A 16,758-nucleotide genomic window follows, 5' to 3' on the forward strand; every position below is an offset into this window, starting at 1 on the left:
GAAGATGAAAAATAAAATAGGTAGAAAAGTTCTAGCAAATTCAGTTTTACTACAAAAACCGTTTATTTTAAAAATTGAACAAGAGTACAAAAATGTTTATGTAGGGGAAATTATTCAATGCGAGGATGTAGATGAAATGAAAGTCAAAGACTACTGTTTTAGAATTGCTGTAAAAAAGAGAAATGTGAGATTTGAAAAGTCATAAATGCTTTTATCTTGTTTATTGCATTTGTGTTTCTACTCGTGAATATCTTGAAAACTTGCAACAACAGAAATTACACAAACATAGCTTAAAGAGTAAAGCGTAGAATATACCAGTCTGTTATTTTGTAGGTAAATAAAAACAACTTGATATTCTAAGATTGAGGTTTGAGTCCTCCTGTTTGTATGGAGTGCAACCCCTAGCACTCACAACCAGAAGTTTCATTAGATTTTAGAGGGAGACTCCTCCTCCCTCTCCTCTTTTTGAGAGAAAACGGTGGTAGTGATTGACAAAATATAAAAAGAAAGACATAATAAAGGTAAAAAAAATGGAGAAAGTATTAATGGGAACACTTATAAATACTTTATTTATTGTAGTGGCAACGGCATTTGTTAATACTTTTTATTTCAATAAGAAATTTGAAGTATTTAAAGTTGATGTTGAAAAGCAAAAAAAAGGTATCGTTTATTTATTATGAGGAAAGAGCAAAGTTATTAACGAGTTTATATAAAAATTTGTCTCTTTATTACTCGGAAATGGCAAATCTATTGACACACTTTGAGGCATTGACAGAACAAGTTTTTTCTAATTCAGATTCAGTTGAAATAATGTATAGAAACATATCTATTTATAGAAAACAGGTTGATGAAGAAGTGTTGTACGCACGCTTGTATTTAAATGATGATGAAAGTAATGAATTAATGGTTTTTCATCAAAAGCTTGCGAGAATATCAAATGGTATAGTTGATATATATTTTGAACATAAAAATCTTCGTGAGGAATACAAGGATAAAGAAAAAAATGATTCATTACAAATTATGTTTATGGGTGAATTTTCAGAGGTAGTAAAAAGAAACAAAGTAGAACAAGCATTAGACTTTTTATATGAAGAGGGGCAAGAAAATATTGAAAGTCTGAAAGCTGTATTAAAAAAGACATTAGTTGAAAATTGAAAACACGGAGGGAAATCTAATGAACACAAAAGAATTTATTCAAACAACAAAGGGGAAAATAGCTATTGGTGGTGTTGTAGCAATCCTTGCGATTGGTGGAGGAGTATTCTTCAAAGTGCAAGCTGATTATGCACAAGAAGAAAAAGTAAAAACCACAATTGCACAAACAACGAAAAATACACAAAATCTTTTAGCAAAGGCAAAAGAACTTTTTGATGAAAAACAAGAATTTTTGAGAAAAGACTTAAAAGCTGATGAAATCAAAGCTATTCAAAAAGAATTGACTTCAAGCGAAAAGACAGTAAAAGACTTTAATAGCAAGAAATATGAAAAAGCTGTCAATGAATTTACGACTGCTGATAAAGAAGTAAGCAAGCGAATCAAAAAAGCTGAAACAATGCTTGACACACAAACGAAACTCAATGCGTTATTTACAAAACCTGTTTTAAATGGTAATGAAGTCACAAAAGAAATCATCATCAAAAAAGACGTAAAAACGGAAGATATTCAAGCTTTAGAAAAACAAAAGGAAAAAACACCTTTTAGCGATAAAGTCGCTGAAATCGTAAAAAATGCACGTATACAATTTACTGATATCGAAAATGCGAAAAAAGCCCTAGTTGAAAGTGAAAAAGACAAAGGGAATGAAACAAAAGCGAACAACGCACAAAACGCAATCAATAAAATCAAGAATCAAGAGGTGAAAAAAGAATTACAAACAAAACTTGACCCTATCAAAAAAGCAATCAAAGAAAAGAAAAAAGCTGAGGAAGAAAAACGTAAGGCAGAAGAAAAAGCGAAAGCTGAAGAACAAGGTTCAGAAGTTGCGAGCAACGAAGAAATAGCACTTGCAAAAGCAAATGAAACAGGGCAACCTGTCTACAATGAACAAACTGGAGGTTATGTACAACCGACAACTCCTCAATCTAACGGAGGAAATTCTTCTAACAGTAGCTCTAGTGGTTCAACAAACAAACCACAAACGCAACAACCAAGTACTCCTCAGCCACAGCAACCTAAACCACAAGCTCAATTTATGGGGTGGGTTAAAAATAATGGAGTTGTTGTTGCCTCTGCAACATTTGGAACATGGGGAGAGGCTGAAACATGGGCTAGAGATAAATTTGTAGCTATGACTGACAATGATTGGGATAGTGCTACGAATTTCGGTGTTACACAATTAAGTTGATATGTGTTATAATAAAAATATAAAATAAGCGAAAGAGGTGTTTAAAATGGCACAAGCATTAAGGGTGGAAAACCTTCACAATGATGAAATTGTTATTCTAAGTAAAAAAGAATATGAACAAATGGAAAAGGAACTTGCTCGAAATAAAGCTAAAATTCGTTTTTTTCAAGAAATGCAACAACCTTTAATAGAAATGGTTGAAGGGAAAACAAAATCAGCAAATGAAGTTTTGCAACGTTTGAGAGCAAAAAGATATGATTGAGTTTAAAAATGTACGTTTAACCCTTACTGCCGAAGATGATTTAGAACGGTTGAGAGATTTTTTGTATTATCAAACAAAATCATACGAAGTACTTCGAAAGTTTGATGATGAAATAGAGAATGCTTTAAAAGAAATAGAAGATTTTCCAGAATTATATCCACAGGCTTTTGAAGAAAGTACGATGAGAAAGAAAATTGTTTGGAGATATATTATATTTTATGTAGAAGTTCAAGACTACATTTCTATTACTCATATTTTTCATCAAAGCGAAGATTGGTTGAACAAGTTAAAAGAAGAATTGAGTTAAAATTAAATACAATTCCAAAAGACAACTTCCCCAAGAAGTTGTCTTTTTAGTTACCCTAAAATACAAAAAAACACGAAAGGAATTGAAAAAGTGCTAAATATACGCTCTCCCTCAAAAAGAAAGAAATAAAAAAAGAGTCTTTAAGATTTTTCTTGTAAAAAAAGAAAATCTAAATTTCAGAAGAAAGGAACAAAAAATTTATCATGATAAAACAACTAAAAAACTTGTTTAAAAAAACAAAACAGTACCAAAAGAAACAAAAACTTTCTTCATGGTTATCGTTGCTTACAACAATAGGAGGTGTATTTTTTTCTTCTTTATCGCCAATAATGGCTCATGCTGTAACTAGCACGGTTGACGGAACAGATAGCACAGGAATTTATTTGAATGTTCAAGGGGGGCTTTCTGGTGGAGACTTAATTATTCGCTACAAAATAAATGGACGAGTAGCGTATTGTATAGAGCCGAGTGTTCCAAGCTATCACGGAGGGAATGCCTATTCCGAACAACCAAAACCAACGCAAGAAAAAATCAATATGATAGGTTTAGTTGCTGAAACGCTCTACAATGCGGAAGTCGACAACGACAGCTTTGCTGCTGCTCAATGGCTCATTTGGGAAGAAGTTGTTGGGGCAAGTACAATCTCTTATATGTTTGGTGGAGATTACAATCGTATCATTGATTACAAAACAAAGATCGCAAACGAAGTCAATCAACGGTTGAAACTTCCAAGTTTTAACGGTCAAACAATCACAGTCAAAATGGGGCAACCTGTAACATTGACGGATATGAATAATCGTGTTGCTGATTATAATGTTTTAGTTTCTAATCCGAACAAACTAAAATATTCTGTTAATGGAGATAAATTAGTTTTAACTGCTGATAGTAGTTCTATTCAAGGAGATTCTTCTTTTTCACTTGGTTGGAGGGAATTGAATATATCTTCTCTTGTATGGAAAACAGATGACGGCTTAGGGAATCCAGCACAAACTATGTTTTCAATAGGTGACCCATTTAAAAATACTTTTTCCCTTAATGTTCGTGTCATCAAAACAGGTAACCTAAAAATCCGCAAAGTCGACAAACAAAGTGGTGCAGTCGTACCGAATACAAAGTTCAAGGTAGAGGGGAATTTTGCAGACGGTACAAAATCTAAAGAAGTAACCACCGATTCAAACGGAGAAGCAATCCTTTCTGATGTCGCAGATGACGGAGAAAATTTAAAAGTAACAGAAATCTATGTACCAAGTCCTTATGTACTGGATTCAACACCTCAAACAGCCACAATCAAGGCAGGTGAAACAGTTACAATCACTAAACAAAACGATCGTCAAAAAGGACGGATTCAACTCAACAAAGAATTACTCGCAAATGTTGTTCAAGACGGAGGAGGGAAACAATTACCGAACGGCAAATATTCTTTCAAGGGTATTCAGTTTGACATTTTCAACAATGCACAAGCAACAGGAACACCTCTTGAAACGTTAACACTTGATGATAAAGGGGTTAGCAATCTCTCTCAATATTATGAATTAGGTGATTATTATGTAAAAGAAAAACCCGTGTCAAGCAGTACAGGACAACTCACAAATGGCAATATTTATCATATTGTTTTAAACTACAAAGGGCAAACAGTAGCTGATTTTATCGAAAGTAAAACGGTAGAGAATAAAGCCGTTCATGGTGAGATTACCTTTGATAAGTCGCTTGAAAAATATGGAAAAGTACTGCCAAATGGACATTATAATTTAAGCGGTATTGAGTTTTTGTTGACAAACATTGAAAACAAAAAACAATACACCATTCAAACAGACAAAAACGGAATTGCGAAAACACCAAGTGATATGCCACTAGGCGAGTATGATGTAAAAGAAGTCGCAAACTCTGTTACAAGTGCCACAGGTCAAACAGTCAATACAACAACTTTCCGTGCAACGTTAAAATGGGTAGACGACCACACCGAGCTTGTTTTGCACGATACAAAAGTAATGAATAAAATTGTTACAGGACAAATCACAGTAAAAAAACAAGGGTTGGAGAGTGGTTTGAATTTATGGAATAGCCATTATTCACTTGCAGGCAATGTGTTTGATGTGGTGAGTACAGACGGAAAATACAAAGAAACAATTACAACGAACGCTCAAGGATTGGCTAAAACAAGCACAGAGTTACCTTTAGGTGATTATGACATTACGGAAATTAAGGCAAGCAATGGTTTTGTGAACACATTCAAAAAACAACGTGTTACACTTACGTGGAAAGACAACAAAACAGAGATTGTGTATGCAGAGGGAACAGGGACAAATCAAGAAGTGACAGGTCAAGTAACTCTCACGAAAACGGATAGTGAGCTAGGTAAAACCGAAACGCAAGGGTTGGCAACATTCAAAGGTGCAGAGTTTGGTCTTTATTATGATGAAGATATTTATACTCACAAACAAGGCGACAAAGTAAAATGGACGGAAAACTTCTCTCCAAAATTACTCAAAGGTACAAAAGTTAAAACGAGTGATGACACGATTGTAATAGAAGTGGACGATAAAGCACAATTAGGACTAGAACACTTAGCCGTAGGAAAGTATTACTTACAAGAGACGAAATCGCCAGAGGGTTATGCTATTGAAACACGTAAAATTCCGTTTGAAATTAAGAAAACAAATGATGACCCGAAAAATGCGGTGGACGTTCAAACCGTCACAAGTAAAGAACAAGTAATCAAATTTAACCTAGAATTTTTTAAAAAATTTGTTGAAAACAGTTCAATTGGTGGGCTAAACGGAGTAACTCTTAAAGCTACTCCTATCAATAACACCAAAGGAAAAGAACAACTTGTTACAACTGGTACGTTTACTAATGGCAATCTTCATTACGACGGTTACGGTCAATTTAAGGGCTTAGTTTATGGCGATTGGGAAATTACCGAAGTGTCTGCACCAAGTGGCTATGCGAAAATTGACCCTCATGTAATAACTATGCGACAAAAAAACGATAATTACGTGTTTACTTTGATGAAAAAAGGAAACACGAACCCAGCTAAAACAGTCACTGTACCAATCAAAGATTTAACAGATAAAGCTACTTCTTCTTTTGTTGTGGATATGTATGATGTTACTTTCTTAGACAATGCGATACAAAAACCAAACTATGAATTATCTACTCATGCATTTTGGGCAAGCAACGAAAAAACAACGTTACCGTTCGGAGTTCAAAAAGCCTATGATGAAGTAAGTTATAGTTTATCTGAACGCAAAGATTGGTTTTTAGTGACGAAAGTGTTAGATTTAGGAAAAATAGACCAAGAACAAGATACCGCAAGAGATTTGAATGCTTCTCCTGTCTTGCTTGAAGTTTCTTCTTCAGTGAAAAATGTTGCGTATGAGGGAACGTGGAAAATACCAACTACTATTAATACACAAGATTTAGCAGGTCATGATGTAGTATTTTTCCAATATCTTTACAATTCAGAAGAAGAATATAAAGCGAAAAAAGCACCTGTCGCAACGCATACAGATGTGAATAGCACCGAACAAACTCTTACTATTTTGCCAAAACAAGAGCCGAAGCTAGAGAGTAAGGCAACGGTCAATGGCAAGCAATTTTTCATAGGCAACAAGGAAACTTCTTTCTTAGACGAGCTAGAAATTAAGGAACTTCAAGACTTTTCTTCTTATTCTCTTGATGTGCTTTTAACTCGTATCGAAGGAAAACAATCAACCATTGTTTATAAAAACACGGTTGACTTCAAAACGCAAAACAATAAAGAATATTTAACGAAACAAAAAACAACACTTGATACAAGCAAAGATAAACCAAATGTTGAGTATTCATGGAGTTATTACTTATATCAAGTAGAGGGTGGCACTCGTTATCTTTTAAGTGCACATAATGTGAACAATGAGGAAGAAAGCCAAAAGGTAAAAGTAGTAAAAGGTAATATCACAATTCAAACTAAAGCCCATGACAAAAACGGTAATACTACGTTTAAAGTAGGTGATATTGTGGATATGTTTGATGATATTGAAATCACAACAGAGAATTACACGAAAGAGGACGGCTTGCGATATCAAACTTCTCTTATTGCAGTAATGAAAAATGGTTCGACGAAAGTAGTTGCTCAAACAGAGAAAAAAGTAATTGATGTAGAAACGGATAAATTTGTTACGCAAGAATTGATTAAACAGGTGGATACTTCTAAATATCCAAATGTTGATTATTTTACGTTTGTTGAGGAAGTGACGGATAAAGACAATACTGTTGTTCAAACGCATAATGACGATTTCAAAGTGAAAGAACAAAGTCTTTTCCCAGTGGTGACGCCAAAAGCGGAGTTACCGAAAACAGCCCTGCCAAAAACAGGTGAAAACAATACAACGATTTTTACAATTTTTGGAGCAATGACACTCTTGTCAGTTGGTGGTTTCTTCTTCTATCGTAAGAAAAAGAACGCAAAATAAGAATAAAAATTAAAATAAGAGAAACAAAAGAAAGCAAGGTTTGAAAAAATGTTGTTTTTTTGTTTCTCTTGTTGTTGAAAAGTAAGAAGGAAATGAGTGGAAAAAAATTTTAAGGGTAAGTTAAAAAGGAGCTAAATATATGCATACACAAGAAGAAATTGAAAATTTTAAAGCTCGAGCAAAAAGAGTGGAGGAATGGCTAGAGGAGTCGGGAGATTTTTTAAAAGTATTCACTCGCCAATTTTCTATTAATCAATCAAAAGTGAATGAGGGTATGGCAAATATTCCTAGTTTAGAAAGCTTTATGAAAGTTTCAATTATTCATTTTCATGATTGTTTGCGTTCGAGGATTGCTTATTCTCTATGGGTAGAGGAGTCTATGGATTATATTGGAGAAGTGCCAAATATTTATATCATGCCTTTTGATGAAGTGAAATCTACTTTGACAAAATTAGAGAAAGCAAAAGAACAATTTGATTTATTTTGTGATGAAATAAGGCACTATGTACCGAATAATGCAAAAGATTTACAAGAACAAGTGAGAAAAATTATTCATAAAAAAGGTTACTTGTTGGACAGTGATTTTGAGGGTGATTATCACAATTGGATAGGTGTTTATGCACGTCCAAAGGATAAACCAACCTATTTAGACCCAGATTCTTTAGAAGAATGTGTTAAACAACAAAAATATGCAATAAATGGGTTCAAACAAGATTTTGCAAAATGGTTTGAGTTTACAATTGAAAAAGGTGTAGTGATAGATTCTAGAAAGTGAATAAAAAAAGAAAGTGAGGGGTGAAAATTGTCTTTAGATGTATTTATTGACCCACAAAATCTTAACTTTAAAGGTGGCTGGTTTACTGTTGGTACTTCTTCTTTTTTAGATTATATGAATAGATTGAATGAAGAAAAAGTAGAATGGAGAATTTCTGATAGTATACCTGTTCCTGTACCAGAAATTATTTCTGTTCAACAATTACAAGCATTATCAGATTCAATTGAAGAAAGTGGTTTGTTAGAAAAAGAATTATCAGCAGTTTATTTTTTGTTTGATTCAATTGATGAATGTATCGAAAAATTGCCCAATACAATTATCATCAATGCAAACAGTGATGAAGAATTTGGTGAATACATTGTAGATTTGAACGGTTTGTCAAGAGAACAATTATTGCAGTATTTTGATTATGAAAGCTATGGTCGAGATATGCGTATTAACGGCAATTATATTCAAACTGATGTAGGCTTTGTTAGAAAAACATGATAGAAATAGAAAACAAAATAAACAAAAAAAATAAAATAAAAAAGAAAGTAATGAGGATGTAAAAAAAATGGCGAATACGTTTGTAAAATTAGATTTAGTAGAAACAAATAAAACATTAGGAAAAGTAATGGTTATTGAGTGTCACGGACGAACACGTTTAAAAGGTTTTGGTGACCAAGAATTTACGCATTATGAATGTGTATCAGAAAAAACAGCGATTGTAGATCTTTATGTTCCAAATGCAAAAAAAGCAGTACCGACTGAATTTATGGATATAATTATTGCGAAAGGTTTACGTGTTGTTCCTTTTACTTATCGTATTGGACAAAATGGACAAGTAGGTACTGTGTTGCTTGCTGACAGTGTAGAAATAGACAAAAACGCTCCAAAAGAATTTCTTGAAAGTACTCCAGAAGTCCAAAAGGTAGTAGGTGCAACACAAGAAACGTTGAGTTATTTAGGAAAAGTGGCTGATTATGAAAAAACTTATGGCGAGTTATTGTTTATGAGTGCAATTCCAGAGTATTTAGTTGTAAATAATCAACGTACGAATGATATTTCGCATTATCGTGTAACGGTCATTTCTTCTGAACAAAAAACAAAATTAACAGTGAATTGTTTAGATACAGAGTTAGATTACACGCAATTTTCACGTTTAAAATCAAAAGTAACATTTGAAAATATGCGTCCGACTGCTATTTATGATGATAATTCAAGCGTTGAGCGTGGTGGAGTAGAAATTGCTTATACATCAGATTCAGTGAAACTTGCGACTTCTTTTGTTTCATCAACACCAACGCAATTAAAAGCTTCTGCACAAAATCAAGAGAAAAAATAAAATAAAATAAAAAAAGGAAGTGAAAATTGGTTGTAGTTTTTCATTTCCTTTTTGCGAGGTGGTGTGAAAAAAAATGAGAATAGAAACAAAAAACAAAGAGATCATTATTTTAAATCCAATTGGTTTGAATAAGCCGAAAGTAAAAATTGCAGGTGTAAGTTATCCTCATATGTTTCGGCGAAGTGTAGAGGAAATAAAAAAAGGAAAAACAGGTTTGTTATTAGAAGAAATTAGAGGAGTCAGTGTATTGGTGGTTACAAAATCTGTCTTAGATGAACAAAAAGGAAAATTAATTTTTTCTTTTTATGAATATACAGGTGAGGGGTGTGAAGCAACGAAAGAAAATTTGTTGTATGCAATGGAGTTTCCTTTTTACAGAATGGAAAAATCGTGAAAGTTGTGAGAACATGAGAGAAAAAGTAGTGTCGTACGAACAAATACAAAAAGATTTTTCGATAAAACAATTTAACGAGATAATGCACAATTTAGGCTTTCAAGTGTATAAAATGTTTAGTTTTGAACATTATTATTTTTCGTTGTTTTCTTCTTCTGCTTATTCAACTTATTTAGTTGTCGAGGGAAAAACAAAATTTTATCATGGCGATAGAATAGTAGTTTTTGATTTTTATAAAATGAAAAGTGTGAATGGTGTTTGTAAAGTAGAAAAAGTTTATTGTGAGAATGTACGGTTAAAAAAAATGTTACGACGAGTGGTTGATTTTTTGATTTTTTTAATGGAAGTAGGGTATTTACAAGAATCAAAAACGGCGAAAAGACAAATAGTAGAATTAGAGAGGTGGTTGTATGTTAAAGACAATCTGGCAATATAAAGGCGAGCGTTTGCGATTGTTTCATACGCATTTACTATTGAATTATGGGTTTGTGCTTTTTTTACCTTTTTTGATTGTTTTAAGTTTTTATCATTACAAAGTAACATTTCCTATTTTTCGAATACAGGCGAATCTTCGAGTGTGGCAAAATTATATTCAGCCGATTGCTGTAACGCTTCTTCTTCTTTTTTTAGGTTGTTTGTTTTCCTTATATGTTATTCGAAGAAGTGAACAAAAGCATGGTTTTTTTTACACAAGAAAAACAAAACAAATAGTAACAAGACATTTGATGTTACAACGATTTTTGACAACGAAAGAGAAAAAAACAGAAAAAGGTATAAAAAAAGTTGAAAAACTTGTCAAAACGTATTATAAGCATGAAAAAGAATACGATACCATTACGTTTGATTTGGTGAACGAACATTTTGAAAAAATCTTGGAATTACCTAAGCTACTTGAACAATGGCTAGAAGCAGATTTGGTTTCAAGTGAAAGAAATAGAGAGTTTATTTTTTTTCGTTTTTTACTAGACAATGTTTCTAAGCGTATGATGTTTAGCGAAGTGAAAGCAAACGAAGATGAAATTGTGTTGATGAATGGTGTGAAGTGGGTATATCGAAAAATTCCTCACGGTTTGATTCTTGCTCCCACTGGTGCAGGAAAAACATTTTTACAATATGCAATGATTTCAGCATTTGGCAAAATAGGGCGAGTGCATTTAGCAGACCCTAAACGAAGTGATATTTCCCAATTCAAACATTTCAAGGCTTTTAAAAATTTGGTTGTGTCAAATACAGAAGATATTTTTATGCAGTATGAAGAAGCTGTTGAATTAATGGAAAAACGTTATGCGTATATGATTCAGCACCCTAATTTTACTATTGGAAAAGATTATTCGTTTTATGATATGAAACCAGAATTTTATATCTTAGATGAATTTGCAGCTTTGGTAAGTGAATTAGAGGGAGCGAAAGGTCGCTTGCCGAATGGCGAACGAAGAAAAGATAAATATGATTTTCAAAATTTGCTTGCACCATTAATTTTAAAAGCTCGGCAATGTGGGATATTTTTTATTTTTGCGACACAAAAAGCAACAGTTGATGTTATTCCCTCGATTGTGCGTGATAATGTAGGTTTGCGTGTAACTTTAGGTACAGTAACACAAGACGGTTATACAGCAGTGTTTGGGGATTGGAAAGAAAAGCGTTTTGTGAATAAGGGGGAAAAAATGGGTCGAGGATATTTTTATAACGGTACAGGTGTTCCTTTAGAGTTTTATTCTCCTCTTTTTGAAGAAACATTTGACCCTATGACTTATTGGGCAGAATTTCCAGAAATGCCTTATACAGATGTTTCTCATATTTCATTAGATGAAGAAACAAAAAAAGAAGTCAATGAGTATTTAGATTCTATTGAAACTATTGAAGAATTAGAGAAAAAAAAGTTTGTTCGAGAAGAAAATAATCGTTTGTTTGAAGAAAAAGAGAAGCGTATTGAGCAGATTGTTGCAGGTGGGCAATCTTTTGAGCGTAAATAATTAGAAAAAAAAAGGTGGTGTAGCTATGCGTGCGTATGATGATGTGCCTTATACGGTAGAAGAATTAACAGAAATACTCAATTATTTTCGAGTGCCAGATACGATTAGAAAATGGTCGCAGTATGTAGAAGAACGGACAGGCTATAAGTTTTTAAAAGGTGTCAATGAAAATCATATTGTCTATAAAGAGGGAACGGACGAGCCTAGGGAAGATTTTTATTACACCGATGAAGAGGTGAAAAAATTTGAGCGTTTTGTAGAATTGTTAGAAGAAAAAGTAGAGTTTAACACTTCTTTGTATCGTGCGTTTTTGTCTAGTGAAGATTATGCTTTGATGAAACGAGTGAATTTTCGGTACAACACGTACAAAAAAATGAAGTTTGGGAAAGAAGATTGAGAAAAAAAAAAGAAAACTTTACGTGTTTCTTTCGCTTTTTTTTGTGCTAAGCCGAAAAATAAAGGAAAAAAATAGACGGTGAGCATAAGCGACACAAGGCTATTTTTTGCCTTTTCGAGCGTAAAAGCAAGGAAAAGCAAAGAAACAAGGCGAGCGGTAGCTCGCCTTGTAAATACCCCGTCTAGTAACACGGGGTATCAAATCCACGTAAAACCGGGTGCGACACCTTAGAGACGTTGAAACAGCAACGTTTCAAGCAATTCAAAAAATGTTACCAGAAACTAGTCGCTCGGTAACATTTTTCATTAAAGGTAAAGGAAGTGAGTAAGATTGACAACTTAACAATGAAACAATTGCGTTTAAAGTTAGGTTACACCATGCAGTCATTCGCAGATTTTGTTGGTGTATCAAAAATGACGATATTACGTATCGAAAACAACCAAACTCCTGTTTCTAACAAAATTGAACAAAAAATAAAAGAAAAAATCGGTAGTGGTATCTCTGATTGGCTAGATTATAAATTACACGTTCACTTAGACTATTTGCGTTTATCGTTTTTTGATAGCACGATAGAAAAAGTTATCACGCACGGTTTAGGGTTAGAAAAAAGATTTTTTCGTGTAGAAGAAAATCACGCAAAAAGTTACACGCATATTTATTCTTGTGGGGCGATAAAGATTTACGTAGGTTTAGCGTATCAAGATAAAGACGGCAAACATCACGACCCAAGAGAAGATATTTTGCTTGAAATGAGTGGTATGGCTTTGAAAGAATACGAGGAAATTTTGCAAAAGCGTGGGTTTTCTCTTTTGGAATGGTTACAAACGATACAAAATGAAGATTGGGCAAGAAATGTTGGTTTGTATTCAAAATTACAGTCCTCACGTATTGATATAGCGATAGATGAATTGTACCGTTTGGACGGTTCAAACTATGATATTCATGAGTTGTTGAAGAAAAGAGATGACAATTTACTCGAAACTTCTTTGAAAACAGCACGCAATATCGAAGAACATTTTGAGGGGAAAACACAGGGGTTAACTCTTTATTTTGGTTCGAAACACGGACATTTCTTAGTGCGTATCTATGAAAAAGCAAAAGAAATTATGAAGAAACAACAAAAAGATTTCGATACAGTCATACAAGAGAATGGAGTAATTAATCGCTATGAAATGCAATGTAGCGGTAATTACGCTGAGCATATTTTATTACGTTTGTATCATGGTGTTTCTCTTGAAAAAATAGCTTTAAATTTGTTTTTGTCAAAATTTGAAGTATATGAAAAAACAGAGGACGGCAAGTTTGTTTTTGATAAAAAATTTTATGCGATTTTTGGCGATTACACAAAAATTAAAGTAAACAACAAAAAAGAGATAAAAACACTAGAGAAAAAACTGATTTGGTTGAATACACAAGTTATGCCAACACTTGCGACAATTCGAGAGATAAAGGGAAATGAATGGTTACAAGAGTATTTAGCTTTACAGATGAATGAAGTAGAATTTTCAAAGCCCCAACAAGACATGATAAACGGAGAATTAGCTTTAATTGAAAACGGACAAAGTGAAGTATTTTTGTATTGGGAAAAAGAAATTCAAAAACAACGGCAACTAGAAGAAAAAAAGTGAGGTGGTGTTGTGTTAACGAAAGAAGAATACGGACGATTTTTCTATACGTTCGCTCAAGAAATGAATTGGCAATTTCGTTATAACGGTTACGGACGATTTGAAGTTGTACCAGAAACGGAAGAACAGTTAGAAGAAATGCAAGAATATGCAGGACTTATGCACGTACAACTAATGGTTGATGATAAACGATTGAGAGAATTACAACTCTTGAAATATGAAAGTAGTGAAAAAGAATTGTTATACAGAATGTTAAAACAGAAAGGGTATGATGTACGTTTAGAATATGATGAACAAAGAAATATGTATTTTATCTTTATCACGCTAGACAATAACAATCAAACAAAAAGGTTATTTACAGTGTTGAATGATTTTGAGGGGACAAATGATTTCGTGTTTATTTCAACAAAATCACAGCAAGAAAATGAGGTGGACGATATGAATTACAGAGAATTATTAACAAAGTTAAGGCGATTGGAAGAAATTGAGGTGGTCATTGAGCATAAAAAATATGAGTTAGAAGTGTTTGCACTCACAAATGACGGTAGACGAAAAGCGTATTATTTACAGAAAGAATACGAGGAAGCAAAAAACTCGAAAGGTGTGTACATTACGTTTAATATGAGTCGTGTTCAAGCTCTTTCGGAGGAAGATTTTTTCTTGCGTATCCGTGAATTTTCAGCGTTCGTTCAAAAATATCATGGGTTCGTGGAGTTGAGAGATAAAACAAACATTCTTGCATATTATTCGTCAGAAAAAACGAAAGCAGTTATTGAGAATAAATTTCGTGAATTTTGGTACACAAAATTAGAATTAGGCGAGGGAAAGACGAGTACGCTAAGTTTGACACTTTCGCCGTTATATCCGAGTGGTTCAGCTTGGACAATGGAAGAATGGCAAACGATTGGAAAAACGATTCAAGAGAAAATTTCTAAATTTGGCATGAGTATTCGCTATTCTACTTCTTCTCATTTAGAAATCGTGTTTTTAGAAGATGAACAAGTGAAATACAATAGCAGTGTCTACAAATACGCTCACAAATGGTTAATCACAGAAAACGGTGAAAGAGTGAAAACAAAAATTAGCTTTGTAAAAGCGTAAGTGAAGAAAAAAAAAGAAAGGTGGAACACATGGGGATTTTATTAAAAGAGCCAGAGAGGAAAGACAAGAAAAGACTTTCGAAAAAGAAACGGATTGTCAAAAAGGAAAAAGCAAAAAAAAGTCCTCAAGCAAAAGAAGTTTCCGCTAAGAAAGCTCGTAGAGTGGTAAGTGTATTCTTTCTTCTGCTGTTGGCATTTTCTATTTTAGCTGTCTTGCATTCAAATATTCTTGTTACTCAAGTACAAGGAGTGTATCAAGATGTAAAAGAAATCAAGCAAAAACAGAAAATATCAAAGGTTCAAGGTGGAAGTAGTGTTGACTTGATGAGTTTGCAAGATTACACGAAACAATTTTTACAGGTGTATTATAACGTGAATACAATGAACGGAGAAGATAAGGAAAGAAATGAAAATCTATCTTCTTTTTTGTCGTTTGAAACAAAGGATTTAGAGGAAAAACTAGAGAAAATAACTCGTCAATTACTTTCTTTTGAAATGGTCGAAGTGAAAGAAGTCGACGGTCTTTGTTTGACAACGTACAGAGTGAATTGTGAAGTGAGTACACAAAAAGAAACAGAAAAATTGGTAATGGTAAAAGAGGGGAACAAAACAGTCAAGAAACCACAACGAGTGAAAGAACTTATCAAGAGTGAGCGAGTAGAAGAAATTGTCTTGCCTGTAAAAATTTCAAGCGGAGGGTATACCATTTATAGTTTGCCTTACACAAAGGCTGTAAGTTTTGCGAAAGCGAACGTGAAACAGACCGCACTAAAATTTGATTCTGTTGAATTATCTGCTAAGCAAAAAGAAAAACTTATGCAATTTTTAGGTGTGTTCTTTACAAAGTATGCAAGTGCAAGTAAGGAAGAATTAACGTTTATGATGAAACATGTGGAATTGACAGCAGGAAATGAAGTACCTCAAGCAATTTCAGAAGATAACGTGCAAGTATTTGAAACAAAACAAGCAACGTTGGGTGTGCTAGTGTCTGTGGTGTTCCAAAACAATAATACAGGAGAAACGCATAAAGAACACTTTACGTTGTTTTTGAATGAAACAAAAAACAGTTTTGAAGTGCAAAATTTAAAACATTATTTTTCGGTAAATGAAAATTAGAAAATAAAAAAAAAAGAAAAGAGGAAACAGTTATGACGGACGGTTCAGGAATTTTAGGTATTTTAAGTGGTTTTATTTTTGCAGTGATTATTGCGTGTGGTACGTTTTATATCATTAAAGAATGGAAAAATAGTAACTGGTTAAAAATTGGCAGTGTTCTTATTGTGTTTTTGATTTTAGCTGATTTTACAACGAACAAAGGACAGGCTACACGTGATTTACTTGCAAAAGTAATCAATACTATTTCTGGTGGAACATTTAAATAAGAGGAAAGAACATGAATTATTATGATTATTCAAGGGGCTTAAATGCTCCTTATTCTATTCAAGTCTTACGTACAAGAAAACATATTATTTGGGTATTCGCTCAACCTGTTTCTTTAGCGTTCTTTGGGTGTTTTCTCGTGGCATTCGTTTTGTTGTTTAGGTTACTAAAAGAATTGTTTGTAAATAATGGACAAATGCTTGGGGCAAAAATCGCTTTAGAAATGGCAAGTTCATACTATTTAGCGAATCAATATGTGAAAACAGAAATTGACGGCAAGAATTGTTTTCAGTATCTAAAAGATATGTTGAAATTTGTTATTGATTTTGTTTTAGACAAACGAGAAATGTATCGTTTTGAACGAGTGAAACAGGTGAAAGAATTTTCATTTAAACGTTAAGAAACAAGCAACAAAAAAGGAAA

Annotated in this window: 19 protein-coding genes; all 19 read left to right on the forward strand. The window is 33.3% G+C overall.

What is annotated here, in order from left to right:
* Positions 1-4 precede the first annotated feature (4 nt).
* The 19 genes from B5D30_RS06900 (at position 5) to B5D30_RS06990 (ending at position 16,735) form a co-directional block, all read left to right on the forward strand.
* The gene (locus B5D30_RS06900; protein ID WP_078807325.1) at positions 5-205 is read left to right on the forward strand and encodes a hypothetical protein; all 201 of its coding nucleotides are present in this window, start codon (positions 5-7) and stop codon (positions 203-205) included.
* Positions 206-488: 283 nt separating this feature from the next.
* Positions 489-680, forward strand: a complete 192-nt coding sequence (locus tag B5D30_RS06905; protein ID WP_078807327.1) for a hypothetical protein — start codon at positions 489-491, stop codon at positions 678-680.
* Entirely contained in the window at positions 637-1,155 is a 519-nt protein-coding gene (locus tag B5D30_RS06910) for a hypothetical protein (RefSeq protein ID WP_159443250.1), read from the forward strand. Before B5D30_RS06905 ends, B5D30_RS06910 begins: the two co-directional genes overlap by 44 nt.
* Before the next feature lie 19 nt (positions 1,156-1,174).
* Positions 1,175-2,344, forward strand: coding sequence for a hypothetical protein (locus B5D30_RS06915; protein WP_078807329.1), 1,170 nt, complete (start codon positions 1,175-1,177; stop codon positions 2,342-2,344).
* Positions 2,345-2,390: 46 nt separating this feature from the next.
* Complete coding sequence (locus tag B5D30_RS06920; RefSeq protein ID WP_078807330.1) at positions 2,391-2,606, forward strand: hypothetical protein; 216 nt, start codon at positions 2,391-2,393, stop codon at positions 2,604-2,606.
* Positions 2,599-2,913 carry a type II toxin-antitoxin system RelE/ParE family toxin gene (locus B5D30_RS06925; protein WP_078807331.1) on the forward strand — a complete coding sequence of 105 codons (315 nt, stop codon included), beginning with the start codon at positions 2,599-2,601 and terminating at the stop codon, positions 2,911-2,913. Before B5D30_RS06920 ends, B5D30_RS06925 begins: the two co-directional genes overlap by 8 nt.
* A 203-nt stretch (positions 2,914-3,116) precedes the next feature.
* Positions 3,117-7,367 carry a SpaA isopeptide-forming pilin-related protein gene (locus tag B5D30_RS06930; RefSeq protein ID WP_078807332.1) on the forward strand — a complete coding sequence of 1,417 codons (4,251 nt, stop codon included), beginning with the start codon at positions 3,117-3,119 and terminating at the stop codon, positions 7,365-7,367.
* 139 nt (positions 7,368-7,506) lie between these two features.
* Positions 7,507-8,142, forward strand: a complete 636-nt coding sequence (locus B5D30_RS13185; protein ID WP_144399519.1) for a Phi-29-like late activator — start codon at positions 7,507-7,509, stop codon at positions 8,140-8,142.
* 27 nt (positions 8,143-8,169) lie between these two features.
* Entirely contained in the window at positions 8,170-8,628 is a 459-nt protein-coding gene (locus B5D30_RS06940) for an antirestriction protein ArdA (protein WP_078807333.1), read from the forward strand.
* A gap of 67 nt (positions 8,629-8,695) precedes the next feature.
* Positions 8,696-9,466, forward strand: coding sequence for a hypothetical protein (locus B5D30_RS06945; protein WP_078807334.1), 771 nt, complete (start codon positions 8,696-8,698; stop codon positions 9,464-9,466).
* Positions 9,467-9,539: 73 nt separating this feature from the next.
* Complete coding sequence (locus B5D30_RS06950; protein ID WP_078807335.1) at positions 9,540-9,860, forward strand: hypothetical protein; 321 nt, start codon at positions 9,540-9,542, stop codon at positions 9,858-9,860.
* A gap of 28 nt (positions 9,861-9,888) precedes the next feature.
* The gene (locus B5D30_RS06955; protein ID WP_144399520.1) at positions 9,889-10,296 is read left to right on the forward strand and encodes a hypothetical protein; all 408 of its coding nucleotides are present in this window, start codon (positions 9,889-9,891) and stop codon (positions 10,294-10,296) included.
* Positions 10,271-11,833: a hypothetical protein gene (locus B5D30_RS06960; protein WP_078807338.1), complete on the forward strand. Its 1,563-nt coding sequence runs from the start codon at positions 10,271-10,273 to the stop codon at positions 11,831-11,833. The genes B5D30_RS06955 and B5D30_RS06960 overlap by 26 nt, the downstream gene beginning before the upstream one ends.
* A gap of 25 nt (positions 11,834-11,858) precedes the next feature.
* Positions 11,859-12,230, forward strand: coding sequence for a hypothetical protein (locus B5D30_RS06965; protein ID WP_078807339.1), 372 nt, complete (start codon positions 11,859-11,861; stop codon positions 12,228-12,230).
* A 320-nt stretch (positions 12,231-12,550) separates the two neighbouring features.
* Positions 12,551-13,858 (forward strand): replication initiation factor domain-containing protein, encoded by a 1,308-nt coding sequence (locus B5D30_RS06970; RefSeq protein WP_144399521.1) that lies wholly within the window; start codon positions 12,551-12,553, stop codon positions 13,856-13,858.
* A 9-nt stretch (positions 13,859-13,867) separates the two neighbouring features.
* The gene (locus B5D30_RS06975) at positions 13,868-14,956 is read left to right on the forward strand and encodes a hypothetical protein (protein ID WP_078807340.1); all 1,089 of its coding nucleotides are present in this window, start codon (positions 13,868-13,870) and stop codon (positions 14,954-14,956) included.
* A 29-nt stretch (positions 14,957-14,985) separates the two neighbouring features.
* The gene (locus B5D30_RS06980; RefSeq protein WP_078807341.1) at positions 14,986-16,071 is read left to right on the forward strand and encodes a conjugal transfer protein; all 1,086 of its coding nucleotides are present in this window, start codon (positions 14,986-14,988) and stop codon (positions 16,069-16,071) included.
* A 32-nt stretch (positions 16,072-16,103) separates the two neighbouring features.
* Positions 16,104-16,337 (forward strand): hypothetical protein, encoded by a 234-nt coding sequence (locus B5D30_RS06985; protein WP_078807342.1) that lies wholly within the window; start codon positions 16,104-16,106, stop codon positions 16,335-16,337.
* Positions 16,338-16,348: 11 nt separating this feature from the next.
* Positions 16,349-16,735 carry a TcpE family conjugal transfer membrane protein gene (locus tag B5D30_RS06990; protein WP_078807344.1) on the forward strand — a complete coding sequence of 129 codons (387 nt, stop codon included), beginning with the start codon at positions 16,349-16,351 and terminating at the stop codon, positions 16,733-16,735.
* Positions 16,736-16,758: the final 23 nt, after the last annotated feature.

It is taken from the genome of Pilibacter termitis (genome assembly GCF_900167335.1).
Classification (GTDB): domain Bacteria; phylum Bacillota; class Bacilli; order Lactobacillales; family Streptococcaceae; genus Pilibacter; species Pilibacter termitis.

Coding starts and splice junctions, on each gene's coding strand:
- B5D30_RS06985 (WP_078807342.1), top strand. CDS start 16,104: ATGACGGACGGTTCAGGAATTTTAGGTATTTTAAGTGGTTTTATTTTT.
- B5D30_RS06960 (WP_078807338.1), top strand. CDS start 10,271: ATGTTAAAGACAATCTGGCAATATAAAGGCGAGCGTTTGCGATTGTTT.
- B5D30_RS06915 (WP_078807329.1), top strand. CDS start 1,175: ATGAACACAAAAGAATTTATTCAAACAACAAAGGGGAAAATAGCTATT.
- B5D30_RS06990 (WP_078807344.1), top strand. CDS start 16,349: ATGAATTATTATGATTATTCAAGGGGCTTAAATGCTCCTTATTCTATT.
- B5D30_RS06930 (WP_078807332.1), top strand. CDS start 3,117: ATGATAAAACAACTAAAAAACTTGTTTAAAAAAACAAAACAGTACCAA.
- B5D30_RS06925 (WP_078807331.1), top strand. CDS start 2,599: ATGATTGAGTTTAAAAATGTACGTTTAACCCTTACTGCCGAAGATGAT.
- B5D30_RS06980 (WP_078807341.1), top strand. CDS start 14,986: ATGGGGATTTTATTAAAAGAGCCAGAGAGGAAAGACAAGAAAAGACTT.
- B5D30_RS06900 (WP_078807325.1), top strand. CDS start 5: ATGAAAAATAAAATAGGTAGAAAAGTTCTAGCAAATTCAGTTTTACTA.
- B5D30_RS06965 (WP_078807339.1), top strand. CDS start 11,859: ATGCGTGCGTATGATGATGTGCCTTATACGGTAGAAGAATTAACAGAA.
- B5D30_RS06920 (WP_078807330.1), top strand. CDS start 2,391: ATGGCACAAGCATTAAGGGTGGAAAACCTTCACAATGATGAAATTGTT.
- B5D30_RS06950 (WP_078807335.1), top strand. CDS start 9,540: ATGAGAATAGAAACAAAAAACAAAGAGATCATTATTTTAAATCCAATT.
- B5D30_RS13185 (WP_144399519.1), top strand. CDS start 7,507: ATGCATACACAAGAAGAAATTGAAAATTTTAAAGCTCGAGCAAAAAGA.
- B5D30_RS06945 (WP_078807334.1), top strand. CDS start 8,696: ATGGCGAATACGTTTGTAAAATTAGATTTAGTAGAAACAAATAAAACA.